Origin of the sequence: Exiguobacterium sp. s16 (assembly GCF_018618115.1) — a bacterium.
In the GTDB taxonomy this organism is placed as follows: Bacteria; Bacillota; Bacilli; order Exiguobacteriales; family Exiguobacteriaceae; genus Exiguobacterium; species Exiguobacterium mexicanum_A.
In genome coordinates, this window is the sequence record NZ_JACSLM010000006.1 from 74,303 (window position 1) to 96,120 (window position 21,818).

17 protein-coding genes are annotated in these 21,818 nt (G+C 53.9%); 9 read left to right on the plus strand and 8 right to left on the minus strand.

All coding sequences use genetic code 11. From position 1 onward, the window contains the following. Nucleotides 1-29 precede the first annotated feature (29 nt). From KNP86_RS11660 to KNP86_RS11680, 5 genes are all read right to left on the minus strand, one after another. The gene (locus KNP86_RS11660; RefSeq protein WP_200881508.1) at nucleotides 30-197 is read right to left on the minus strand and encodes a hypothetical protein; all 168 of its coding nucleotides are present in this window, start codon (nucleotides 195-197) and stop codon (nucleotides 30-32) included. Between the two features lies 1 nt (nucleotide 198). Then, nucleotides 199-402, minus strand: coding sequence for a YwbE family protein (locus KNP86_RS11665; protein WP_021067949.1), 204 nt, complete (start codon nucleotides 400-402; stop codon nucleotides 199-201). 64 nt (nucleotides 403-466) lie between these two features. Next, entirely contained in the window at nucleotides 467-799 is a 333-nt protein-coding gene (locus KNP86_RS11670) for a hypothetical protein (protein WP_214754392.1), read from the minus strand. A gap of 50 nt (nucleotides 800-849) precedes the next feature. Next, nucleotides 850-2,547, minus strand: a complete 1,698-nt coding sequence (locus KNP86_RS11675; protein WP_052090254.1) for a glycoside hydrolase family 13 protein — start codon at nucleotides 2,545-2,547, stop codon at nucleotides 850-852. Nucleotides 2,548-2,687: 140 nt separating this feature from the next. Then, nucleotides 2,688-3,443, minus strand: coding sequence for an alpha/beta hydrolase (locus tag KNP86_RS11680; protein WP_214754393.1), 756 nt, complete (start codon nucleotides 3,441-3,443; stop codon nucleotides 2,688-2,690). Between the two features lie 387 nt (nucleotides 3,444-3,830). Between KNP86_RS11680 and KNP86_RS11685 the strand changes: the two genes are divergently transcribed. The 9 genes from KNP86_RS11685 to guaC all read left to right on the plus strand — a co-directional run bounded on the left by KNP86_RS11685 (nucleotide 3,831) and on the right by guaC (nucleotide 19,736). Further along, nucleotides 3,831-7,337 (plus strand): chitobiase/beta-hexosaminidase C-terminal domain-containing protein, encoded by a 3,507-nt coding sequence (locus KNP86_RS11685; protein WP_214754395.1) that lies wholly within the window; start codon nucleotides 3,831-3,833, stop codon nucleotides 7,335-7,337. A gap of 113 nt (nucleotides 7,338-7,450) precedes the next feature. Then, on the plus strand, nucleotides 7,451-8,656 hold the full coding sequence (locus tag KNP86_RS11690) for an NAD(P)/FAD-dependent oxidoreductase (RefSeq protein ID WP_214754397.1): 1,206 nt from the start codon (nucleotides 7,451-7,453) through the stop codon (nucleotides 8,654-8,656). Nucleotides 8,657-8,706: 50 nt separating this feature from the next. After that, nucleotides 8,707-9,369, plus strand: coding sequence for a hypothetical protein (locus KNP86_RS11695; protein WP_214754399.1), 663 nt, complete (start codon nucleotides 8,707-8,709; stop codon nucleotides 9,367-9,369). Nucleotides 9,370-9,480: 111 nt separating this feature from the next. Beyond that, nucleotides 9,481-11,565, plus strand: coding sequence for an alginate lyase family protein (locus tag KNP86_RS11700; RefSeq protein ID WP_214754401.1), 2,085 nt, complete (start codon nucleotides 9,481-9,483; stop codon nucleotides 11,563-11,565). Between the two features lie 109 nt (nucleotides 11,566-11,674). Then, nucleotides 11,675-13,684: a catalase gene (locus KNP86_RS11705; protein WP_214754403.1), complete on the plus strand. Its 2,010-nt coding sequence runs from the start codon at nucleotides 11,675-11,677 to the stop codon at nucleotides 13,682-13,684. A gap of 120 nt (nucleotides 13,685-13,804) precedes the next feature. Then, the gene (locus KNP86_RS11710; protein ID WP_214754405.1) at nucleotides 13,805-15,061 is read left to right on the plus strand and encodes an MFS transporter; all 1,257 of its coding nucleotides are present in this window, start codon (nucleotides 13,805-13,807) and stop codon (nucleotides 15,059-15,061) included. Between the two features lie 139 nt (nucleotides 15,062-15,200). Then, the gene (locus tag KNP86_RS11715; RefSeq protein ID WP_214754407.1) at nucleotides 15,201-16,385 is read left to right on the plus strand and encodes an MFS transporter; all 1,185 of its coding nucleotides are present in this window, start codon (nucleotides 15,201-15,203) and stop codon (nucleotides 16,383-16,385) included. A 107-nt stretch (nucleotides 16,386-16,492) separates the two neighbouring features. After that, the gene (locus KNP86_RS11720) at nucleotides 16,493-18,553 is read left to right on the plus strand and encodes a PAS domain S-box protein (RefSeq protein WP_251130510.1); all 2,061 of its coding nucleotides are present in this window, start codon (nucleotides 16,493-16,495) and stop codon (nucleotides 18,551-18,553) included. Between the two features lie 199 nt (nucleotides 18,554-18,752). Then, a complete protein-coding gene (gene guaC, locus KNP86_RS11725) occupies nucleotides 18,753-19,736 on the plus strand; it encodes a GMP reductase (RefSeq protein WP_214708298.1) in 984 nt (327 codons plus the stop codon). A 28-nt stretch (nucleotides 19,737-19,764) separates the two neighbouring features. Here guaC and KNP86_RS11730 read toward each other — a convergent pair whose 3' ends face one another. The 3 genes from KNP86_RS11730 to KNP86_RS11740 are packed head-to-tail and all read right to left on the minus strand — an operon-like array spanning nucleotide 19,765 to nucleotide 21,810. Then, on the minus strand, nucleotides 19,765-20,202 hold the full coding sequence (locus KNP86_RS11730) for a GNAT family N-acetyltransferase (protein ID WP_214754409.1): 438 nt from the start codon (nucleotides 20,200-20,202) through the stop codon (nucleotides 19,765-19,767). Next, nucleotides 20,202-21,062 (minus strand): MBL fold metallo-hydrolase, encoded by an 861-nt coding sequence (locus tag KNP86_RS11735; protein ID WP_214754411.1) that lies wholly within the window; start codon nucleotides 21,060-21,062, stop codon nucleotides 20,202-20,204. Before KNP86_RS11735 ends, KNP86_RS11730 begins: the two co-directional genes overlap by 1 nt. Further along, nucleotides 21,049-21,810, minus strand: a complete 762-nt coding sequence (locus KNP86_RS11740) for a P-loop NTPase family protein (protein ID WP_214754413.1) — start codon at nucleotides 21,808-21,810, stop codon at nucleotides 21,049-21,051. Before KNP86_RS11740 ends, KNP86_RS11735 begins: the two co-directional genes overlap by 14 nt. Between the last annotated feature and the right edge of the window lie 8 nt (nucleotides 21,811-21,818).

Here is a 21,818-nt window from a genome sequence, read left to right on the forward strand (position 1 = left end):
AAGGCAGTCGCTCACTGAGCGGCTGCTTTTTAGATGCCCGTCCGTTTCTTCTGGTTGTTCGGCTTCTTCGTCAACTGGTTCGTCAACGGTTTCTGCTTCGTCCCACGAAGTCCTGTCGGCACTTTCGTATCGTTTTGTTTCTTCTCGGCGAGCTTTTGCTTCATCGCCTCTTGAAAACTTAATTTCTTTTCACTCATGTCATTCACCTCCAGCTTCGATCACTTTCACCCGACCGACCTGTCCATCGCTTAAGCGTACTTTAATGCCGTGCGGGTGACGCGGCGAGTTCGTCAAAATGTCTTTGACGACGCCTGACGTCAACTTCCCACTCCGCTGATCTTGTTTTAGGACAATCTGGACGTGGAGCCCTGGGCGAATGTCCGCGCGTTTTGTGCCATCCATACCCGACACCCCTTTCCGTATAGTCAACCTCTATCATATGCTCTTTTCCCGCGTTTGTCACAATCTATTCCACGATGCCGATTTGACTGACCGTTCTCGTCAAGTAACTTTGATCGGTCCTCAATCGACGCTTCGTTTGCCCCCACGCCGTCTCGACCTCGACCCGGCCGCGTTCAAATGAGATTGTCAAAATGTCTCGCCCGTCTGCATTTTGAAGCCTGGCTGCACCGTTCAACTCGTGATAGACGCGAGTCAAATCATTCGCGAACTGGACGTAATCACTTGTCCGGACCGTTTCTGGCTCCTGGTCGTGAACGAGCCGCAACGTGGTTCGTGACGCTTCCGAGATGACGAACCGGAATGTCGTCTCCTCGTTTCTAATCTCGAAGTGATGCATGATCCCACCTCCTAGAAAAAGACACCTTCGACGTGAAGGTGCCTTCTCAATTATAAACGATACAACCTTGCTTCGAACGGCCGCATCATAAACGTGTCCGTCTCGATCGTCTCAGGATCCATCTCATTCGTCAAGACGAGCGTCGCTTTGTCGAGACCAGGAAGCGTCGCCTCGGCAGGGTTTGCCGTCAAGTTGACGACGACATAAAATGTCTGTTCTTCAAACTTCCGTTCATAGGCGAACACTTGCAGATGGTCCGGCAGCAAATCACGGTAACTGCCGTACGTGAACGTCTCTTCGGCCCGACGAAGACGAATCATCGCCTTGTAGAACGATAGAATCGAGTGGGCATCCTTCGATTGGGCGTCGACGTTAAGCGTCTCATATTCTTCGTGGATTGGCATCCACGGCTTCGTCGTCGAAAAGCCCGCGTTCGGTGACGCGTCCCATTGAATCGGGGTGCGGACGTTGTCGCGCGACGTGCCCCATACGTGCTGCATCGAATCGATTTCGCTCATCCCGTTGGCAATCCGTTCGAAATATTCATTTTTTGTCGCCACATCGTCATAGTCATGAATCGAAGGGAGCGGTACGTTTTTCATGCCGATTTCCTGACCTTGATAGATGAACGGCGTCCCGTGCATGAAGAAGTACATCATGCCAAGGGCGGTCGCGCTTTCGCGCCAGTAATGGTTCTCATCCCCGACGAGCGAGACGGCGCGCACCATGTCGTGGTTCTCGATATAGAGAGCGTTCCATCCCGTCTCGAGCAGGCCTTGTTGCCACTTGTCAAAGATTCGTTTCAATTCGACGACATCGAGCGGTGCCAGGCGTGACTTGCGCATGATGTCGACGTGGTCAAAGTGGAATGCCATGTTCATCGCCCCGTTGTCCGGCCCCATCCATAAGTCGGCCGCTTGCGGTTCAATCCCGTTCGTTTCGCCGACCGTCATGATGTCGTAATTGGCGAATGTCGCTTGTTTCATCTCTTGAAGATAATCGTGGATGCCGTCGATATTCGAATACATCGAGAACGCCGTGACGAACGATTTGCCGTCTGGAGATGGCAACATCGTCTCGGTCGGCATCTTCTTGATGTGGCTGATTGCGTCGACCCGGAATCCATCGATACCTTTGTCGAGCCACCAATTGATCATGTCATAGACGGCGCCGCGCACTTCTTCATTTTCCCAGTTCAAGTCTGGCTGTTTTTTCGAGAAGACGTGCAAATAGTATTGTTCGGTCGTTTCATCATATTCCCAAGCCGAACCACCAAAGATACTCGCCCAGTTGTTCGGGGGTCCCCCATCCGTCCCGTCGCGCCAGATGTACCAGTCGCGTTTCGGGTCGTCCTTCGAGCGCTTCGACTCGACGAACCACGGGTGCTCATCGGACGTGTGGTTGACGACGAGGTCCAAGAGCAACTTCATGCCGCGTGCATGGACGGCCTTGAGCAAGGCGTCAAAGTCTTCCATCGTCCCAAACTCTTCCATGATGTCTTCATAGTCTGAGATATCATAGCCGTTGTCATCGTTCGGGGACTTGTACATCGGACATAGCCAAATCACATCGATGCCAAGGTCTTCTAAATAATCGAGCTTCTCGATGATGCCACGGAGATCACCAATCCCATCCCCATTTGAATCCTTGAAACTGCGTGGGTAAATTTGATACGCAATCGCTTCTTTCCACCACGTGCGGGTGACCGTTTTCTGTTTCTCTTGTTGTCTACTGACCATCGACTCCATACGCCGCCTGCCTCCTATATGTCATGATTTCTAGTTATATACTTGAACAGCAATACCTGTTTTAGGCTCAATCTAATCCTACAATAGCACTTGTGCAAGCGTTTGCAAATAATGAGATATAAAAAAATGTAGTCCGGAGACTACATTTTCGGGGCTGTCGCAACTTGTTCACAAAACGCACCGATGACGTCGGCCAACCGCTCGCGATCATAATCCATCGTGGCCACATGGTACGAGCGTTCGAGCACTTCCCGTTGTTTCGGTGCTTGTACTTGTTCGTAGAGCCATACCGAATCTTCTGGAGGGACGACGTTGTCGATGGCGGAATGGATGACGCACGTTGGGACGGCCACCTCAGCCACCATCGGGCGCACCTCCTCGATGAGCGCGAGCAGTTCACGGATGGCTGAGGTCGGGACTTTGTCATAGACGATCTCATACACGCCCGGTGCACAGATGTCCGGTTCGTCTTCATCGATGAAGCGACAGACGTCATCTGTGGCGTGACAGGCATAGCCCGGGACCGACAACGCCGCATTGATGGTGACGATCGCATCGGCATGACCGGACAAGGCCGCCTTCATCGCCAGCGTTCCACCCATCGACTGCCCGACGACGATGACGTGTCGACATCGCTCGCGCAAGAGACGGATGCCGGCTTCCATCGACTCGTACCAGCAACGGCGCGTCGAGTGCCGGAACTCTTCCGGGTCCGTCCCATGTCCTTTGAGCCGAGGCGCATAGACGGTGAATCCTTTCTCCATCAAGGCGATCCCGACATCACGCACACTTTGAGGCGTCCCGTTAAAGCCGTGACACAATAAGATTCCTATTTCATTTCCTTCATAATAAAACGCGCCCGCTCCCGGGATGACCGGATAAGTAATTGTCGTCATTCGTTTCCTCCCTATTTAATCCACAGTTAACCGATATACTTAATTGTATTAATGAATTGTAAGAGTTGGACGACGTCCCGTCAACCCGATTGACCTCTGCCTTGTTTTCTTCTGGTCTGTAATCAAACTGTAATATGAACTTCGCAATAAGTGGATTGAGTTCTGACGTCTGCTTGGTTATGTTTAACATGTAGTTGAAAAGTTGGTAAATGATAGTGGAATCCGTCAATCGATGGAGGGAATACGAACGCATCTTCCTTACATCAAGTCGAGTAATGTAAGCGCTATCATTTTGTTTTGGCCTAAAGGGGGCATCCGCTCAAGCAAGTGACCACACGAACTGGGACATCGTATCGGCCATCTACATAATCAAAGGGAGACTAACACATGGGGAAACCACAAGCACGTTCATTCAAACAAATGACCGGCCTCGCTTTATCGGCTGGACTCATCGTCAGCAGCATGACGCCGATTGCGGCAAACGTACACGCAGAGACGTTGAACGCTACAGATTTATTCATTTCGGAATATGTTGAAGGCTCTAGCAACAATAAAGCGATCGAACTGTTCAATGGAACGAATGCGGCCATCGACCTCTCGGCCTATAAACTTGAACTGTATTCAAACGGCGGGACGGCTCCAGGCACGACCCTCAACTTGACAGGTACGCTCGAGCCAGGTGGCACGTATGTCATCGTCAACGCCAACGCGAGCGATGCCTTGAAAGCGAAGTCGAACACGACAAGCGGTGTGACGAACTTTAACGGCGATGACACGCTCGTCTTGAAAAAAGGCGACACGGTGCTCGACGTCTTCGGTCAAGTCGGATTCGATCCGGGTACGAAATGGGGAACTAGCGTCGCCACGGCTGACCAGTCGTTAGTTCGAAAAGATACGGTCACGACAGGGGATGCGAACGGCGCCGATGCGTTCGACCCGGCCACTGAATGGAACACACAACCAATCGATACGTTCACGAACCTCGGAGCCCACACGTTCCAAGGCGTCGACTACGGCGATGGCGGTACAGTAGAACCACCGGCGGCGGTCACTCCGATCTCGATCAGTGACGCCCGTACGAAAGCCGAAGGTGAAACGGTCACGATTAAAGGCGTCGTCACGGCGAAACTGGCCAACACGATTTCGATTCAAGATGCGACAGGCGGCCTCTCGGTCCGTCCGACGTCACTCGCCGTCAACGTCGGGGATGAAGTCGTCGTCACGGGTGCGATCGGTTCGTATCGTGAACTGCTTCAATTGAACAGCGCCGTCGTCGTTTCAAAACAAGCGGCGAGCGTCCCGGCTGCGCAAGTTCTCACTGGCGAACAGATCAATGAGGACGTCGAGTCTGAACTCGTCACCGTCAATAACGTCACGCTCTCGGGCAGTGGTCAAAACTTGACGGCCACGGACGGAACGAAAGAATTCGTCGTGCGCGATGAGCGCGGCATTCTCGATTTACAGACGGACGTCAACTACTCGTCAATCACAGGAATCGTGCAACAGTTCGATAACACGTATCAAATCATCCCGCGTGACGCATCTGACACGGTCATCGACGCGTCGGTACTCCGTCCGGCAACTGCGAAGCCAGGTGCGGGCACGTTCGTCGGTCCACAAAACGTGACACTCTCGACGACGACAGCGGGCGCTGACATCTATTACACGCTCGACGGGTCGGACCCGAAAGTGAACGGTACGCTTTATACATCACCAGTCCGCATTGAAGAAACGAAGACGCTCAAAGTGGCCGTCAAATCAGGTGATTCGTTCAGCGCCGTGACGACGTTCGACTATAAAATCACGGACAAGATCCGCATCCACGACATTCAAGGCGCGAGCCACACGTCGCCGATGAACGGACAGACGGTCGAAGGTGTCGAAGGAATCGTCACGTACTCGTTCGTCTCGAACGGAACGACGTATTACTACATTCAAACACCTGACATGGAAGCGGACCAAGACGCACGCACGTCAGAAGGAATCATCTTGTATGGTGGCCGTTCGATCCCCGGCATCCAAGTCGGAGACCTCGTCAGCGTGAAAGGTCTCGTCAGCGAGTACGCCATCGAAGGATATAGCGACCGTCAACAGACAGACATGAAGATGACGCAAATCGATACACGTAACGGTGGTGTTGACGTCATCAAGAGCGGTGTCGCCCTCCCGACGCCAGTGAAAATCGACGAGTCGAACTTGCCGACCGAGTTCATCGACAGCGACGCCCTCGCCGTCTTCAACCCGGACAAAGACGCCATCGACTTCTGGGAGAGCCTTGAAGGGATGCGCGTCGAGACGGGCAACCTTAAATCTGTCTCCCCACAACAATACGGCGACCTCGTGACCGTGCTCGAAGGAACACCGACGGAGACGTTCAACGGTGGTGTGCTTCTTAAAAAAGATGACGCCAACCCGGAACGGATCCAATTCCGTCTCGAACCAAACGCGGAAGCGCGTGAATTCGATGTCGCGACCGGTGACCGATTCAACGGCCCGATCGTCGGAATCGTCGGATACTCGTTCGGAAACTACAAGATTCAAGCCTCACTCGACGAAATGAAAGCCGCCTTCGTCAAAGGCGATGCCAAGCGCGAGACGACGTTCATCGAAGCCGAAGAGGACAAATTGACGATCGCCTCTTACAACCTCGAGAACTTCTCGAACAACGTGAAGGAAACATCGGATGAGAAGGCACTTAAACTCGCGAAAGCGTTCGTCGAGGAATTGAACAGCCCGGACATCATCGGCGTGACCGAGGTTCAAGACAACAACGGTGAGGGCACAGGCGATTCTGCGGCCGACCAAAGCTATCAACGCTTGATTGACAATATCGTCTCGATCGGCGGCAAATCGTACAAGTACGTCAACATCGACCCAGAAAACAACAAAGATGGCGGTGCACCGAACGCCAACATCCGTGTCGGCTTCTTGTATGACCCGGAACGTGTCTCGCTCACAGAAGGCATCCCTGCCGGTGACGCGACGACAGCTGTCGGTTATGAGAACGGCAAGTTGACGCACAACCCGGGCCGCATCGACCCGCTCAACCCGGCGTTCAACAGCTCACGTAAACCGCTCGCGGCGCAATTCGACTTCCAAGGCGAGAACGTCGTCGTCATCGCCAACCACTGGAACTCGAAAGGTGGCGACACTGGCTTCTTCGGCTCGAAACAGCCGGTCGTTCTTGGCAGCGAAGTCCAACGGAAACAAATCGCACAAATCGTCCATGATTTCGTGGCCGATGTGAAGACGGACAACCCGGACGCAAACGTCGTCGCCCTCGGTGACTTTAACGACTTCGAGTTCTCAGACGCGATGCAAATCTTCAAAGGCGACTTGATGACGAACATGGTCGAAAAAGTACCTGCCGTCGACCGTTACTCGTACGTCTACCAAGGGAACTCGCAAGTGCTCGACCATATCCTCGTGTCGAACCACTTAGCGGCGACGACCGAGATCGATATGATCCACGTCAACGCGGACTTCACGGAAATGTCTGGTCGCGCAAGTGACCACGATCCGGTGCTCGCTCAAATCGACCTCACTCCGGAGCCGGAAGTGGAATTGACACGTTACACGGTCGAAAATAACCGTGCTGCTCGCCTCGTCCTTCAAGACGACTTCATCGGCGTGACGATCGGCAAGGGCACGAACTTCAAGAACGGTATCTTCGTACGTGGCGCTTACACGGAGTTGACAGGTGACCCGCTTAAAAACATCGTCGTTCAAGTGAAACCGAAAGAAGCCGGTGCCATCATCGACTTCGACGGCGCAACTGTCAAAGAAGTCATCGTCGACGGCACGAACTTGGCCGAGATTCGTGGAGCCGAAAATGTGAAACGAATCAGCTACACGAAAGGCGCATCCGCTAGCACGGTCGTCATCAAGAAGTAACGAACACACATCCGATTTAAAAAACCGCAGACACGTCGTCTGCGGTTTTTGGCGTTTTCAATCGTGAAATTCGGGGATTAAGAAGGAGATGCTGATTATCGGAGGATGACGTCATGGAAATGCACAACGGGAACTTATATTGGCCGATCACGGAATCGGAACAGATTGTCTTACAAAAACCAATCAAAAAAGAACGCTACGACGTACTCGTCATCGGCGCCGGCATGTCCGGAACGCTGACGGCCTATACCCTTCACAAGGATGGTGTCGATTTCGCCGTTATCGACCAAGGGAAAGTCGGTGCCGGGAGCACGGCCGCGAATACCGGGCTCATTCAATACTCGAACGACATCATGTTGCATGAACTCGCCGAGCAAATCGGCGAAGAGGATGCCGTCCGCTTCTATAAATTGTGTGCCGAGGCGGTCGATGCGCTCGACGAGGTCGCCGAGACGGTCGATGCCAAAGACGTCTACATCCGGCGCGACAGCCTTTGCTTTGCCAGCAGTGAGGCAGATGTCTCCAAATTGAAACGGGAGTATGAGATGCTGACGAAACATGAGCTTCAAGCCGAATGGCTCGACCGGGAGGCGTTACGCGCACGCTATCCGTTCGACAAACCGGCCGCCTTGATCACGAACGGGGACGCCGAGGTCAATCCGCTCACACTCAGCCGCCAAGTCGTCCGTTACTTGTCGACACAGGACGTCCCCATCTTTGAAGAGACGGACGTTACGGAAGTCGTCGCCGACGGAGACGACTGGCTCGTGCTGACTCCAGCAGGAACGTTCAAGGCGGGTCACGTCATCTTCGCGACCGGCTATCGCCCGGCCCCGCTCCTCGACACGCATCGAATCGAACTCAACCGTTCTTATGCGATTGCGACGAATCCCGTCCCTGATTTTAAAGAATGGGATGGCCAGGCGCTCATTTGGGAAACGAAACGGCCGTACCTCTATTTACGGACGACCGTCGACGGCCGCATCATCGCCGGCGGGCTCGATGAAGAGAAACCAGAGACGCCGCATAGCGAGGCGCTCATTCAAAAACGGGCCGAGCGGTTGCGCCAAGAAGTCGAGGCTTTGTTCCCGATGTATGATTTGACAGTTGAATACGCCTGGGTAGCCTTGTTCGGTGAGTCAATCGACCAACTGCCCTTTATCGGGGAACACCCGGACCGCCCCAATCTCTTTTATTTACTCGGATACGGGGGCAATGGAACGGTGTACAGCATGTTAGGTTCTAAAATTTTGAGTGAGCTGGTTCGTGGGATCGACAGTCCCGATTCTCGAATCGTACGGCTCGACCGCACACGTTAATCCCCTGACATCAGGGGATTTTTTTATACATAAGAATTGGAGTGATTTAAATGACAACGAAACGTAAACCGAAATGGGTGTATCGTCTAAGGCGCAGTCTTCTCTTCATCCCCGCCATGATCTTGACCGCCTATGTCTGGCCGCATGAGTCTATCGAGGAGGAACGCGATGGCGCGATCACCCGAACAGAGGCGACACATGAGGAGGGACGCTATACGATCGAGACGAGGCAGGCCGTGAAGGAAGACGAGGCCGTCCGCTATGCATATGACGTCATCGTCCACGGCCAACCCGACGTCGAGACACTCCAATCGATCAGCCAGGATGTGATCGACGAGGTGGCCGTACAAGACACGTTCCAAGCCGCCCTCATCCGTTTTTATGACCACGAAGCCTATATCGGTACAGAATCTCCGCTCGGCGAGGCCGTATTTGCGCCTGGTGGAGATTGGAGCCTTGCTGATACGGTAAAAGCCGGTTCTTATGAAGACATGACGTTCGGGTGGCAGTTGAAAGAAAAAGAATGGGGCACGCAACTTTCGGACAAGGAAGCACGTGTCTGGCAAGCATGGAATCGTGTCTATGAAGCGGAACAGTCGGACGATCCTGACTTGAAAGCGAAGGTGACACGCACCATTTCCACGAAATACGACTTGAATCCGGAAACTGTCCAACAAATTGTATTAAAGCAGAATGTTTGGGCCGCTTTATAACCTGAATCCTCCAGGAAAATACATCGAATTTTCCTTTCTTTGGCTAAATATATAATTGTATACTAATTGTATACACGTAACTGGTTGAACGGCCAAAGAAAGGAAGACGTTATGAAACGATTGATGATTTTGTGGGTGCTGTTGTTCGTGATGGGTTCTACTATGACGCCACAGTCCGCCGCGGCCGCGACGACACCCCCTTATGAGGTGAGCGTCCCTTCCGGCACAACGCTTTATCAATTTGTCGGCAAGACGCTCAAGCCGAAAGCGACGTTGCGAACAGCAAAGCGGTTCAAGGCGCTCAGCACGTCCGGTTATTACTATAAAGTCCAGGACGGAAGAACCATCTATTACGTGAAAAAGAAAGCCGTCAAACTAGTGGCGACAAACCTGTCCTTGACGACGTTTTCTGGTTCGACCTATGCACGTCTGACCCACGAATATATGCGCTCGCTCACCCGCGGCCAGACGCCGTACTACTATGATGAGTTGACAGCCAAGACCGCCGTCATCCGGGCTGACGCAGCGATGAAAGGGAACTGGTATATCCCCTCCCCGCCCTATCAGCTGCGCGTCCCGAACATCGATACATACCGCTTCGACGTCAGCGTCCCAGAGGTCGACTCGAAGTCGTTCAAGTTCCAAATCCATTACTTCACGACGTTGAACCAGTTGACACAAGCATACGCCGCGACCGGAAACACTGAGTATCTCCGTTACGGAAAGCGGATCGTAACGAGTTGGACCAAGCAATATCCGGTTGGGAACTACAAACGCTATCCATGGCCGTATCACGACCACGGCACGGCGATCCGGACGTTCCATCTGCTCAACTTCTGGAACGAGTTCCGCTCGTCCACGGTCAACACCGACCCAGCGTTCTCGCAACTGTTCGCCAAGACGCTCTATGAGCACGCGACGCTCCTCGCGACACCGAGCTTTTATAAGCCGAACAATAACCATGGCATGTTCCAAGACATGGCGTTGACCGCTGTCGCGGAGACGCACCGAAGTTTCTATCGTTCGTCGTCATGGCGTTCGCTGGCGACGAACCGGCTCACCCAGCAGTTGAACCATAGCTTGAGCACGGACGGGGTCCACCTTGAGCACTCACCGTTCTATCAGATTTATTTATATGACACGCTCGCCCGTTTCAACGACTGGGCCGCCGCTAACCGGTTCGCCTTGTCGAGCCGGATGGGAGACGTCAAAGACATGCCTGGTGCGCTGACGTATATGTTGAAGCCGAACGGGACACTCCCGATGTTCGGCGACACCCCGTCCATCGTTCACCGTCCGGACGCGATTCCCTATGTCGAGCGTTATCCACACTTGTATTATGCGATGACACAAGGGAGATCTGGGGCGCAACCGTCGACACGGGTCGGCAAGTTGTCGAACCAGTACGCCTTCTTCCGTCAGCATTGGGGCGGAGCTTCTGGTCCGTTCCACGACGCGGTCCAAGTGATGATGACGGCCGGCTATCACAGCAACATCCATAAACATGCCGACGATTTATCGATCGACCTTTACGGTTACGGACGCGACTTTATCGTCGAGAGCGGTCGTTACGCCTATACGAATCGACCCGAACGAAAGGTCGTCATGCAGGCAGCGGCCCATAATACCGTCCATGTTGCCGGACAGAACTTCAAATTGACGCCGAGCAACTTGCGACGCAGTCAAATCACTTCGGTCGGTGCTTCATCGACACAGTGGACGGCAGCCGGGACGAGCGGACTGCTCGGCCAGGGGATGACGCACACCCGTCGCCTCGCCTACGACCGCGACGGAACGGTGCTCGTGTACGATGACATCACGAGTCCGACCACGACCTCGTTCGTCCAGCGGTTCCATCTTGGGACCGGTTTGAACCGGGTCTCGAGCGGAAGCCGTCATGCCATGTTTAAAGACAACCAGAACCGCTCCATCCACTTGTTGCAACTCGAGGTCGGCACGACCCCGAAAGTCGCCGTCGGTGCGAGTTACGTGTCATACCGAGATTATGACTGGCAACGCCGCAATCAAGTCGTGACGACAAAGCGCGGCAAGCAAGTCGAGTATTTGACGCTGATCCATATCGGCGAAAAGGCGACGAAAATCACGTCCGCTACGGTCCAGACGACATCGCGCCACTACGTCGTGCGCTACAAACTGTCGGACGGCAAGACGAAAACCCTATCCATGTTACGCTAACCTCCATTTTAAAAATGGGGGTTTTTTCTCGGTCGGTTAGGGAAAACTCGTTAAGTAGGCCAAAACGTGGCTTACAGCGCGTGTGCATACTTAAAGGGGAGGCAATAACATGGGGAACAAGAAAGAAGAGCAATTGAAACAACATATGATCGATAACGAGCAGCAAGCCGGGCTCACGACGAACCAAGGTCTAAAGATGGCGGAGGATGAGTTTTCGCTCAAAGCCGGGCGACGCGGACCGACGCTCATCGAGGACTTCCATTTCCGTGAGAAGATGACGCACTTCGACCACGAACGGATTCCTGAACGCATCGTGCATGCGCGCGGCGTCGGGGCCCACGGGGAGTTCCAAGTGTACGAGTCGCTCGCTGACTATACGAAAGCCGACTTCTTGAACGACCCGTCGAAAGTGACGCCTGTGTTCGTCCGCTTCTCGACGGTGCAAGGCTCGCGCGGTTCTGGGGACACCGTCCGCGACGTCCGAGGCTTCGCGACGAAGTTCTATACGGATGAAGGGAACTATGACCTTGTTGGGAACAACATGCCCGTCTTCTTTATCCAGGACGCCATCAAATTCCCGGACCTCGTCCATGCCGTGAAACCGGAACCGCACACGGAAGTGCCGCAAGGCGGAAGTGCCCACGACACGTTCTGGGACTTCGTCGGTCAAAACCATGAGGCGGCTCACCACGTGATGTGGGCGATGAGCGACCGCGGCATCCCGCGCAGCCTGCGCATGATGGAAGGGTTCGGCGTGCACACGTTCCGACTCGTCAACAAGGAAGGCAAGGCACATTTCGTCAAATTCCATTGGAAACCAAAACTTGGCGTCCATTCGCAAGTGTGGGACGAAGCACAGAAAGCGCTCGGGAAGAACGCCGACTTCCACCGTGTCGACTTGTATGAAGCAATCGATAAAGGCGATTACCCGGAATGGGAACTCGGGCTTCAAATCATCGCGGAAGAAGATGAGTTCAAGTTCGACTTCGATATTCTTGATCCGACGAAACTTTGGCCGGAAGAAGACGTGCCCGTCAAACTTGTCGGCAAGATGATGCTCAACCGCAACGTCGATAACTTCTTCGCCGAGACCGAGCAAGTCGCGTTCCACCCTGGCCATCTCGTGCCTGGGATCGACTTCTCAAACGATCCGCTCCTGCAAGGACGCCTGTTCTCGTACACCGATACCCAGTTATCACGTCTTGGAGGACCGAACTTCCATCAACTCCCGATCAACAAACCGGTCTGCCCGTTCCATAACAACCAGCGCGACGGGATGCATCAGATGGCCGTTCATAAAGGACAGACAAGCTACCACAAAAATGCGCTCAACAACAATCAACCCGAGCCTGTTCCAGCCGAGCAAGGTGGGTTCGAGCACTATCAAGAGAAAATCGACGGGCACAAGATTCGTGGTCGAAGCGACAGCTTCCTCGACTTCTATTCGCAAGCGAAGCTCTTCTATAACAGCATGACCGACGTCGAAAAGCAGCACATTCAAGACGCTTACAGCTTCGAGCTCGGCAAATGTGAGTCGGACATGGTCAAAGAGAACGCCGTCGATTTGTTGAATCGCATCGACCGTCACCTCGCCTCTGTCGTCGCTGACAACTTAGGCGTCGAGCTTCCGGACGAGAACAATGAAGTCGTCTCGGACAAGACCTCACCGGCGCTCAGCATGGCCAATACAATCGCGAAACCGGACACGAAGAGCGTCGCCGTCCTGCTCGCCGGAGACGTCGATGCCGCGCAAGTGAAGGCGTGGGTCCAGGTGTTCGCTGACAACAAGGTCAATTACAGCCTCGTCGGGAAGAAGTCGTATACGCTCGGCGACCTTAAAGTGAAAGAGACGTATGATACGGTCGATTCGAGCCTGTTCGATGCCGCTTTCCTCGTCAGCACAGCGACCTCAGTCGAGGACGACGTGCTCGAATTCATCGAGAACACGTATAAGCACTTCAAGCCACTCGCGCTACATTTGCACCACGATGAAGTGCTCGACCGCTGCCGGGTGAAGACAGATCAACCAGGTGTCTACACGTTCAAACAACATAGTCTCGATGGTTTCGATACGTTTATCGACGGCATCGCGCAAGGACGGTTCTGGGACCGCGCCTAATGTGAACAGTTCAAGGATTCGACCCAAAACGGTGGGTCGAATCCTTTTTACGTGCTTCCCTTCCCCTCCGCTCTAGCGATATACTAGGTGGGGTATATAGCGTAAAGGAGGAAAGACTGGATGCGAAAAGAGTTTGCTACCTATGTGGAAAACCTTGAACTGCAACGACAGTTATACAAACGAACGTTAGTTACTGTCGTGCTCTCACAAATATTTGGAGGGGCCGGCCTCGCCGCCGGGATCACGGTCGGCGCCTTGCTGGCCCGTGATTTACTCGGGACCGACGCATATGCGGGCGTTCCGACGGCACTGTTCACGCTCGGTTCCGCCGCCGCCGCCTTTTTGATCGGGTTGATGTCACAGCGGGTCGGACGCCGCTTCGGACTGGCGACCGGGTTCTTGACCGGTGCGCTCGGAGCGGTCGGGGTCATCATTGCCGCGACGCTCGAGAGCGTACCGCTCTTGTTCATCTCACTCCTTATCTACGGGGCGGGGACAGCGACAAACCTCCAAGCCCGTTACGCCGGGACAGATTTGGCGAATGCGACGGAGCGAGCGACCGCGGTCAGTATCGCGATGGTCTCGACGACGTTCGGGGCTGTCGCCGGACCGAACTTGGTCGAGCCGATGGGACGTGTCGCCGACGGGCTCGGCTTGCCGACACTATCAGGACCGTTTTTGCTTGCGGGGGTAGCCTATCTCTTCGCCGGCCTCATTTTGCTCGTATTCTTGAACCCTGACCCGCTTCTCGTCGCCCGTGCCATCGAGGCGAAACGGCAAGAAACCATCGACACATCAGTCCATCCGGTTGAATCGACGCATGACCGCCGTAGTGTCTATGTCGGTGCGTTCGTCATGATCCTCAGCCAAATTGTGATGGTCGCCATCATGACGATGACGCCCGTTCATATGCGCCACCACGGACACGAGCTCGGTGCCGTCGGGCTCGTCATCGGGTTCCATATCGGGGCGATGTACTTGCCGTCCCTCGTGACAGGCGTGCTCGTCGACCGGATCGGTCGTGAAATCATGGCGATTGCCTCGGGAGTGACCTTGTTCTTCGCCGGGGTCGTCGCCGCTTTTGCCCCAGCCGACTCTCTCTTCTTGTTGATTGTCGGGCTCGTCCTGCTCGGTGTCGGGTGGAACTTTGGTCTCATCAGCGGGACCGCCATCCTCGTCGATGCGACGTCGACGGAGACGCGCGCGAAGACACAAGGCTCAGTTGATGTTTGGATTGCCTTAGCCGGCGCATCAGGAGGGATGCTCTCGGGCGTCATCGCCGCCCAGTCGAGTTATCTGACCTTGTCACTGCTCGGCGGCGTCATCTCCCTCGTGCTCGTCCCGCTTGTCCTCTGGTATCGCCGTCATCTAGCCTGACGACCGACCGATGCGTGAACGCGCATCGGTTTTTCTAGTGACAAGCGTCTGTTCGGACAAACCTCCATCCTTTTGTTATACTCCTTTAGTTATGTTTGTTAACTATTTAGAATCAAATGGATAAGGAGGCGGGCCGACGATGCAACTGACCGCACAAAAACTATGGACGAAAGATTTTCTCATCATCTCCCTCGTCAACTTCTTCTTGACGCTCATCTTCTTCTTACTAATGGTAACCATCGGCGTTCATGCCGTTTCCACATATGGGGCTTCGACGAGCGAGGCCGGGCTTGTCACCGGCATTTTTATTATCGGGACGCTCGTCGGGAGACTCTTCATCGGACGCTTGATCGATTCGATTGGACGGCGTAAGACGCTTCTCATCGGTCTCACCTTCTTCACGGCGACAATTTTGCTCTATTTTATCGACCTCGGCGTTGGCTTTTTACTGTTCACCCGCTTCGTTCACGGTCTCGGAATGGGACTGTCGAGTACGGCGACCGGAACAATCGTCGCCCAGGTCATCCCCGGCTCTCGAAAAGGCGAAGGCATCGGCTATTACAGCATGAGCTCGACGCTCGCCACCGCCATCGGCCCGTTCGTCGGCTTGATGATGAGTCAGTACACGAGCTTCTCGGTCATCTTCCTAACTTGTCTCGTCGTCGGACTCATCAGTCTAGGAAGTGCCTTGTTCGTGAACGTCCCTGAGGCCGACAATCCGGAAGTTGTTCGGGGCTTGTCACTGAGTGCCTTCGTCGAACCAAAGGCGTTGCCAATTGCACTCATCATTGGCGTCGCGGCCCTCAGTTACTCGAGCGTGTTGTCTTATATCAATTTCTATGCGAGTGAACTCGATCTCGTGGAAGCGGCGAGTATTTTCTTCCTTGTCTATTCTATTGCGGTCCTGATCTCGCGGCCGATCACCGGGCGCCTGATGGACGCGCGAGGGGCCAACATCGTCATGTACCCGGCCATCGCCTTCTTTGCGATCGGCATGCTCGTCTTGAGCCAAGCAAACAACGCAGTCATGCTGTTACTCGCCGGGGCGCTAATCGGATTAGGATTCGGGAATATCCAATCCGGCACACAAGCGATCGCCGTCAAAGCGGCGTCCCCTCACCGGATGGGCATGGCCACGTCGACCTTCTTCATCGCCTTGGACGCGGGTCTAGGATTCGGGCCTTATTTTATTGGCTTGCTCATTCCGTTGACCGGTTTTTCAACGCTCTATCTGTTGCTTGCCGGCGTCGTCTTCTTTACGTTGTTCCTCTATTACTTGATGAACGGTCGCCACGAGCGATCCGAAATGAAACAAGCTGCCTGACAGGACTTTTTACAGTCCTGTCTTTTTTAGAATGTTCACACATTTCATCGTCACTTACGGTAATATGAGAATGACGCGCCGAAAAGTTTTTGATTGAAATGAGGGACATGATGCACGCCGACCAGACAATCCAACACTATTCCTCCGTCCTCCTCCGAACGTTCGACAAAATCTCTGATTTTGTCTTCTTCATGGAAGTGGACGGTTCAACTTATCGCTATATATTTGTAAACGAGCCGGGGAAGCAGGCGATCGGCTGGACAGATGCCGATATCGGGAAACGTGTCGAGGACATGGTCCCGCCCGAGACAGCCGCTCTCGTCACACGACATTACGAGGAGGCTGTTCGGGAGCGAAAGAGTATCGTCTTCGAAGACTACCGCCTGGCCGAACCTTCTTACTCGGTCCAACCCGTCTCACATGAGATTCAACTACCGGTTCATTACTACGAATCCGAGGTGACCCCGGTCTTCGACGAGGCAGGCGTCTGCACACACGTCATCTCGGTCGTCCGGGAAGTGACGGAGCGGAAGCGTCGTGAACTCGAACTGTCGATTCTGAAAGACCAGCACGAGTCGCTCCGGCGCTACTCGCCGCATGGCATCTTCGTCCTCGATGACGCGTTTCGCGTCCAATCGATCAACCCCGCTGCCACGCAAATCACGGGTTACGGAGAAGATGATTTGTTAGGCGAGTCATTTTTAGCATGGTTGCCAGAGTCAGAACGAATGCTCGTCGACGACGGTCTCCGCTTTGCCTTGTCCGGCACCCCGCACAAATACGGGATCACGGCGCTTCAAAAGACCGGGGATTTCCTCGACTTGGCCATCTTGAATATTCCGATTGAAGTCGGAGGCCGAATCACGGGTCTGTTCGCCATCATTATTGACCATACTCCGGAGAAAAATGCCGAGCGTGCGACCCAAGAGAGCGAGCGTCGCTATCGCCAACTGATCGAGACGATTCCGGAAGGGATTATCGTTCATAAAGACGGCGTCATTCTATACGCCAACGCCCTAGCGCTAGAAACGATCGGGGCGACGAATATCGAGCGCGAATCAATCTTTAAATTTGTCGCCTCGGAATTTCATGAGACGACAAAGGCGCGCCTCCAAGCCTTACGGCAAGGTGATCCCGTTCAAGACACGGAAATCGTGCTCCTCACGCCGGGAGGACGAAGACTACATATGGACATCGGCAGCCTGCTCATCGATTACGAAGGCACGACTGCCGTCATGACTTTGTTGCGCGACGTCACCGAGAAGCGTGAGATGGAGCGCGCCCTGCACCAAAGTGAGACGCAATATCGCCTCATTACGGAGAACATGAGCGACCTCGTCTGTATCCTCGAGCGTGACGGTCAAGTGCGCTATGCTTCGCCGTCTCACAAGACCGTGCTTGGATATGCGCCCGAGCTTTACGAGGGTAAAAATACGCTCGACTTCATCCATCCGAATGACGTCGAGTCCGCGAGACGACAACTCGACACGATGACAGCGTCGAGCGAACCGCTCACCCTCGAATTTCGTCACCTGCACCAGGATGGACGTTGGATTTGGCTCGAGACGAAGATTCAAGCGATTTACGACGACGTCGGCCAGCTGCTGCATTATTTGACGGTCACGCGTGAGATCATGAAACGCAAAGTATTGGAGAAACAGCTCAAGCACCTGGCTTACCATGATACGTTGACCGACTTGCCGAATCGGCGCTACTTCCTCGCCTACTTGGAAGAGACGTTGGTGCGATTGGATGAAGGAGACGAGTCTCTCGCCGTCCTCTCGCTCGATATCGACTGCTTCAAACAGATTAACGACACACTCGGACATGACATCGGCGACGAACTGCTACGCCAATTCTCTGCTCGCCTGACCGATGTCTTGCGAAACCAAGACGTGATTGCAAGGTTTGGCGGTGATGAGTTTTCGGTGCTCATCCGCTACACGGAATCCGATGCCCCGAGACGAGTGGCCGAAAAGCTTGTCACCGCGCTCCAACTTCCGTGGTTAATCGAAGGACATACGTTCGTTACAACCTCGAGCGTCGGGGTCGCCCCTTACCGACCAGGAATGTCGACGAAACAATTGCTCAAACACGCGGATTTGGCACTATATGAAGCCAAGGCCAATGGACGAAATCAATATGTCGTTTTTAAAGACCGCTCCTGAGCGGTCTTATTTCACGTGAAACACAGAAGACAGTACCTAAACACGAACATTAAAGAGGATTAACCAGCGATCATCAAGAATTTTTATCTTTTATCGCTATATCCCTTTGACATATGCTCTAATTTACGTTACATTACCGAATGGGCGAAGTATTTATCATTCAACGAATCTAATTGTTCGTAAATAGGGGTGTGACAACATGGATAAAGTATTTGATTATGAAGATATTCAATTGATTCCCGCAAAATGTATCGTCGACAGCAGGTCTGAATGTGATGCGAGCGTGACGCTTGGGGGCTTTACGTTCCGACTTCCGGTCGTGCCTGCCAATATGCAGACGATCATCGATGAGAAAGTCGCCTTATCGCTGGCCGAGAACGGTTACTTCTACATCATGCATCGCTTCCATCCAGAGACGCGGCTCAAGTTCATCGAAGACATGCATGGACGCGGGTTGTATGCATCGATCAGTGTCGGTGTGAAAGAAGATGAGTATCGGTTCGTCGAGATGCTGGCCGAATCCGGGCATACGCCGGAGTTCATCACGATCGATATCGCGCACGGTCATTCGAACGCGGTCATCCGCATGATTCAACACATCAAACACCACCTTCCAGGCTCGTTCGTCATCGCCGGCAACGTCGGGACCCCGGAAGCAGTCCGGGAACTCGAGCATGCCGGGGCGGATGCGACGAAGGTCGGTATCGGACCGGGCAAAGTCTGTATCACGAAAATCAAGACAGGCTTCGGCACGGGCGGTTGGCAACTCGCCGCGCTCCGTTGGTGTGCCAAGGCGGCGACGAAACCGATTATCGCGGATGGGGGCATCCGGACACATGGGGACATCGCCAAATCGATTCGCTTTGGGGCATCGATGGTCATGATTGGTTCGTTGTTCGCCGGCCACGACGAGTCACCGGGCGAGACGTTCGAACAGGACGGGAAGTTGCTCAAAGAATACTTCGGGTCGGCTTCTGAATTCCAAAAAGGGGAACGGAAAAACGTCGAAGGCAAGAAAGTGTTCGTCGAGCATAAAGGGGCGCTCCAAGACACGTTGACCGAGATGGAGCAAGACCTCCAATCGGCCATCTCTTACTCGGGTGGGGACAATCTCGATGCATTGCGCACCGTCGATTACGTCATGGTGAAAAACTCAATCTTCAACGGGGATAAAGTGTACTAAAAAAAGCGGCTCGCGTGAGCCGCTTTTTTTATGCATCAATCAATCGTTTCGTCATCATATAGTAATCAGAGCCAGGCGGATAGTCGTATAGGACGCCCGCTACCTCATAACCGAAGCGCTCATAAAACGTCTTCGCCTGAAACGAGAACGTCGTCAACTTGACGCGCGTCGCCCCGAGTTCGCGGGCCAACCGCTCCCCTTCCTCGAGCAGACGGCTTCCCAGGCCTGTTCCCGCATGTTCTGACGCGACCCATAACCGGTCCAAGTCGAACCAGCCCCAATAGACGCTCCCAAACAACCCTGCGATCATTTCCCCGTCGTGTTCCACTTTCAGCTGAACGACCGGGACGTCAGCATTGCGGATCTCGCGATGGTGCATCGAGTGAGCGTCATTGAACGTTCGCAACCGACTCGTCAAAAACTGTTGAAACGTTTCGTCTTCGTCGTGAATCCGTTTGATTTCCATCACGCTTCCCCACTCGAGCCGTTCACGAAGAACGAAATCAGCTCTTGTTCTTCCTCGTCGACCGAGCGCCCCGTCAAACGTTCGTACTGTGCGGTTATCTTTTCCTTATTTCCTGGGAAATCAATAGTGATTTGGGCCAAACTCCGTAATATGTCTCGGTCTTTCTCGTACTCGAGACGGGTCACGACTTGACCGTGCGACCAGACGTACGCCTCGGCCTCGAACTGGTCGAGCACCTCTAAAAGGCGAAGCGTCTGGGCCGGCGTCATCCGCCAAGACGGCGCGTACAAGTTCGCATAGAGGGCATCCCCTAAAAACAGTACCTTTTCCTCTGGTACGTAAGCCACGACCGCATCGGCAGCATGATCTCCACCGACATGCTTTAAGAGGACGTGGACCCCGCCAAGGTCGAGCGTGATTGTATCATCGAACGTCGCGGTCGGTAAGACGACACGCATCGACCTGTCTTCACCGTATTCGAGTTGGATCGCCTCCGCGCAAAACGCGATTTCACGTCCGTCCTCGACCCGTTCGGCCAACGCCTCATCGTCCCACGTGTAGGGAAACAGTCGCTCGATTCCGGCTTTTGTCGCCGTGCTTGCAATCGAGACAGTATCGGTCAATGCCGACAATCCAAAAACATGGTCCCAGTGCCAATGCGTCAACGCCACGAGCGTTGGGCGCTTGATTCCTTGTACGGTCAAGGCGTCTAAAAATAAGTTCGTATGCGCCTCGGAGTTCCCTGCATCAATCATGAGTGTATGCGTGTCACCGACAACAGCTCCTAAAATCGGACGATCGGTCTCGGCGACAGGGGTCATGTACCAAAAGCGGTCGGAATATTGTTTAAGCGTCTGCATGACCGGCTCCTTCCTTATTCCATAATTTGTCGAACGCTTCGAGCGCTCTCCGTTCGTCATTGACGATTCGAATCGTTCGTAGCGGCAAATGACTCAACACCTTCAATTCACGTTGTTGCCGTTCTTCCAGAAGTCGAATCGTTCCTTCGATTCCAACCAATCCGTTCGCCCGGCCATACGCACGAGTCGTATAGTAGTCGACGAAACCTTGTTGCCACTCGGGCGGACGTTCCGCATACACATTACGAAACACAGCCGGGACATCGTTCGTCTCCAAGTACACAACCGTCGGATCAAGCGTAGTGATCAGGCCCGCCACGGTCTCAATATAACGCTCAATCTGTTCGTTCGGAACGTGTTGCGACACCATGCCGATCGTGAACGGATTTTGAAGAATGGCACACTCAAACACATAGTCTACCTCATCCCTTTGTGCACGTTCCACGAACCGATGCCAACGGCCGATCATGAGGTCGACATGTTTCTCGAACGGTAACTCATAGACGTCCGTGCCATAGATGGCCTCTCCAGCCCGATAGCGGACGAATCGACCATCTCCATCTTGATCGATGACATCTCCCTCGAACCGTATGTCCCCTTCGACCCAATGGACGTCATGCAAATCGACCGGGTGGGATGCATCGATTTCCGAATAGAATTTGTAGGAACTCCCTCTCGCCACAAACGTTTCGGCGAATGTCGTCTTTCCGCTCCCAGGCAACCCTTCAATCAGCCACAACTTCCCCATCGTCCGTC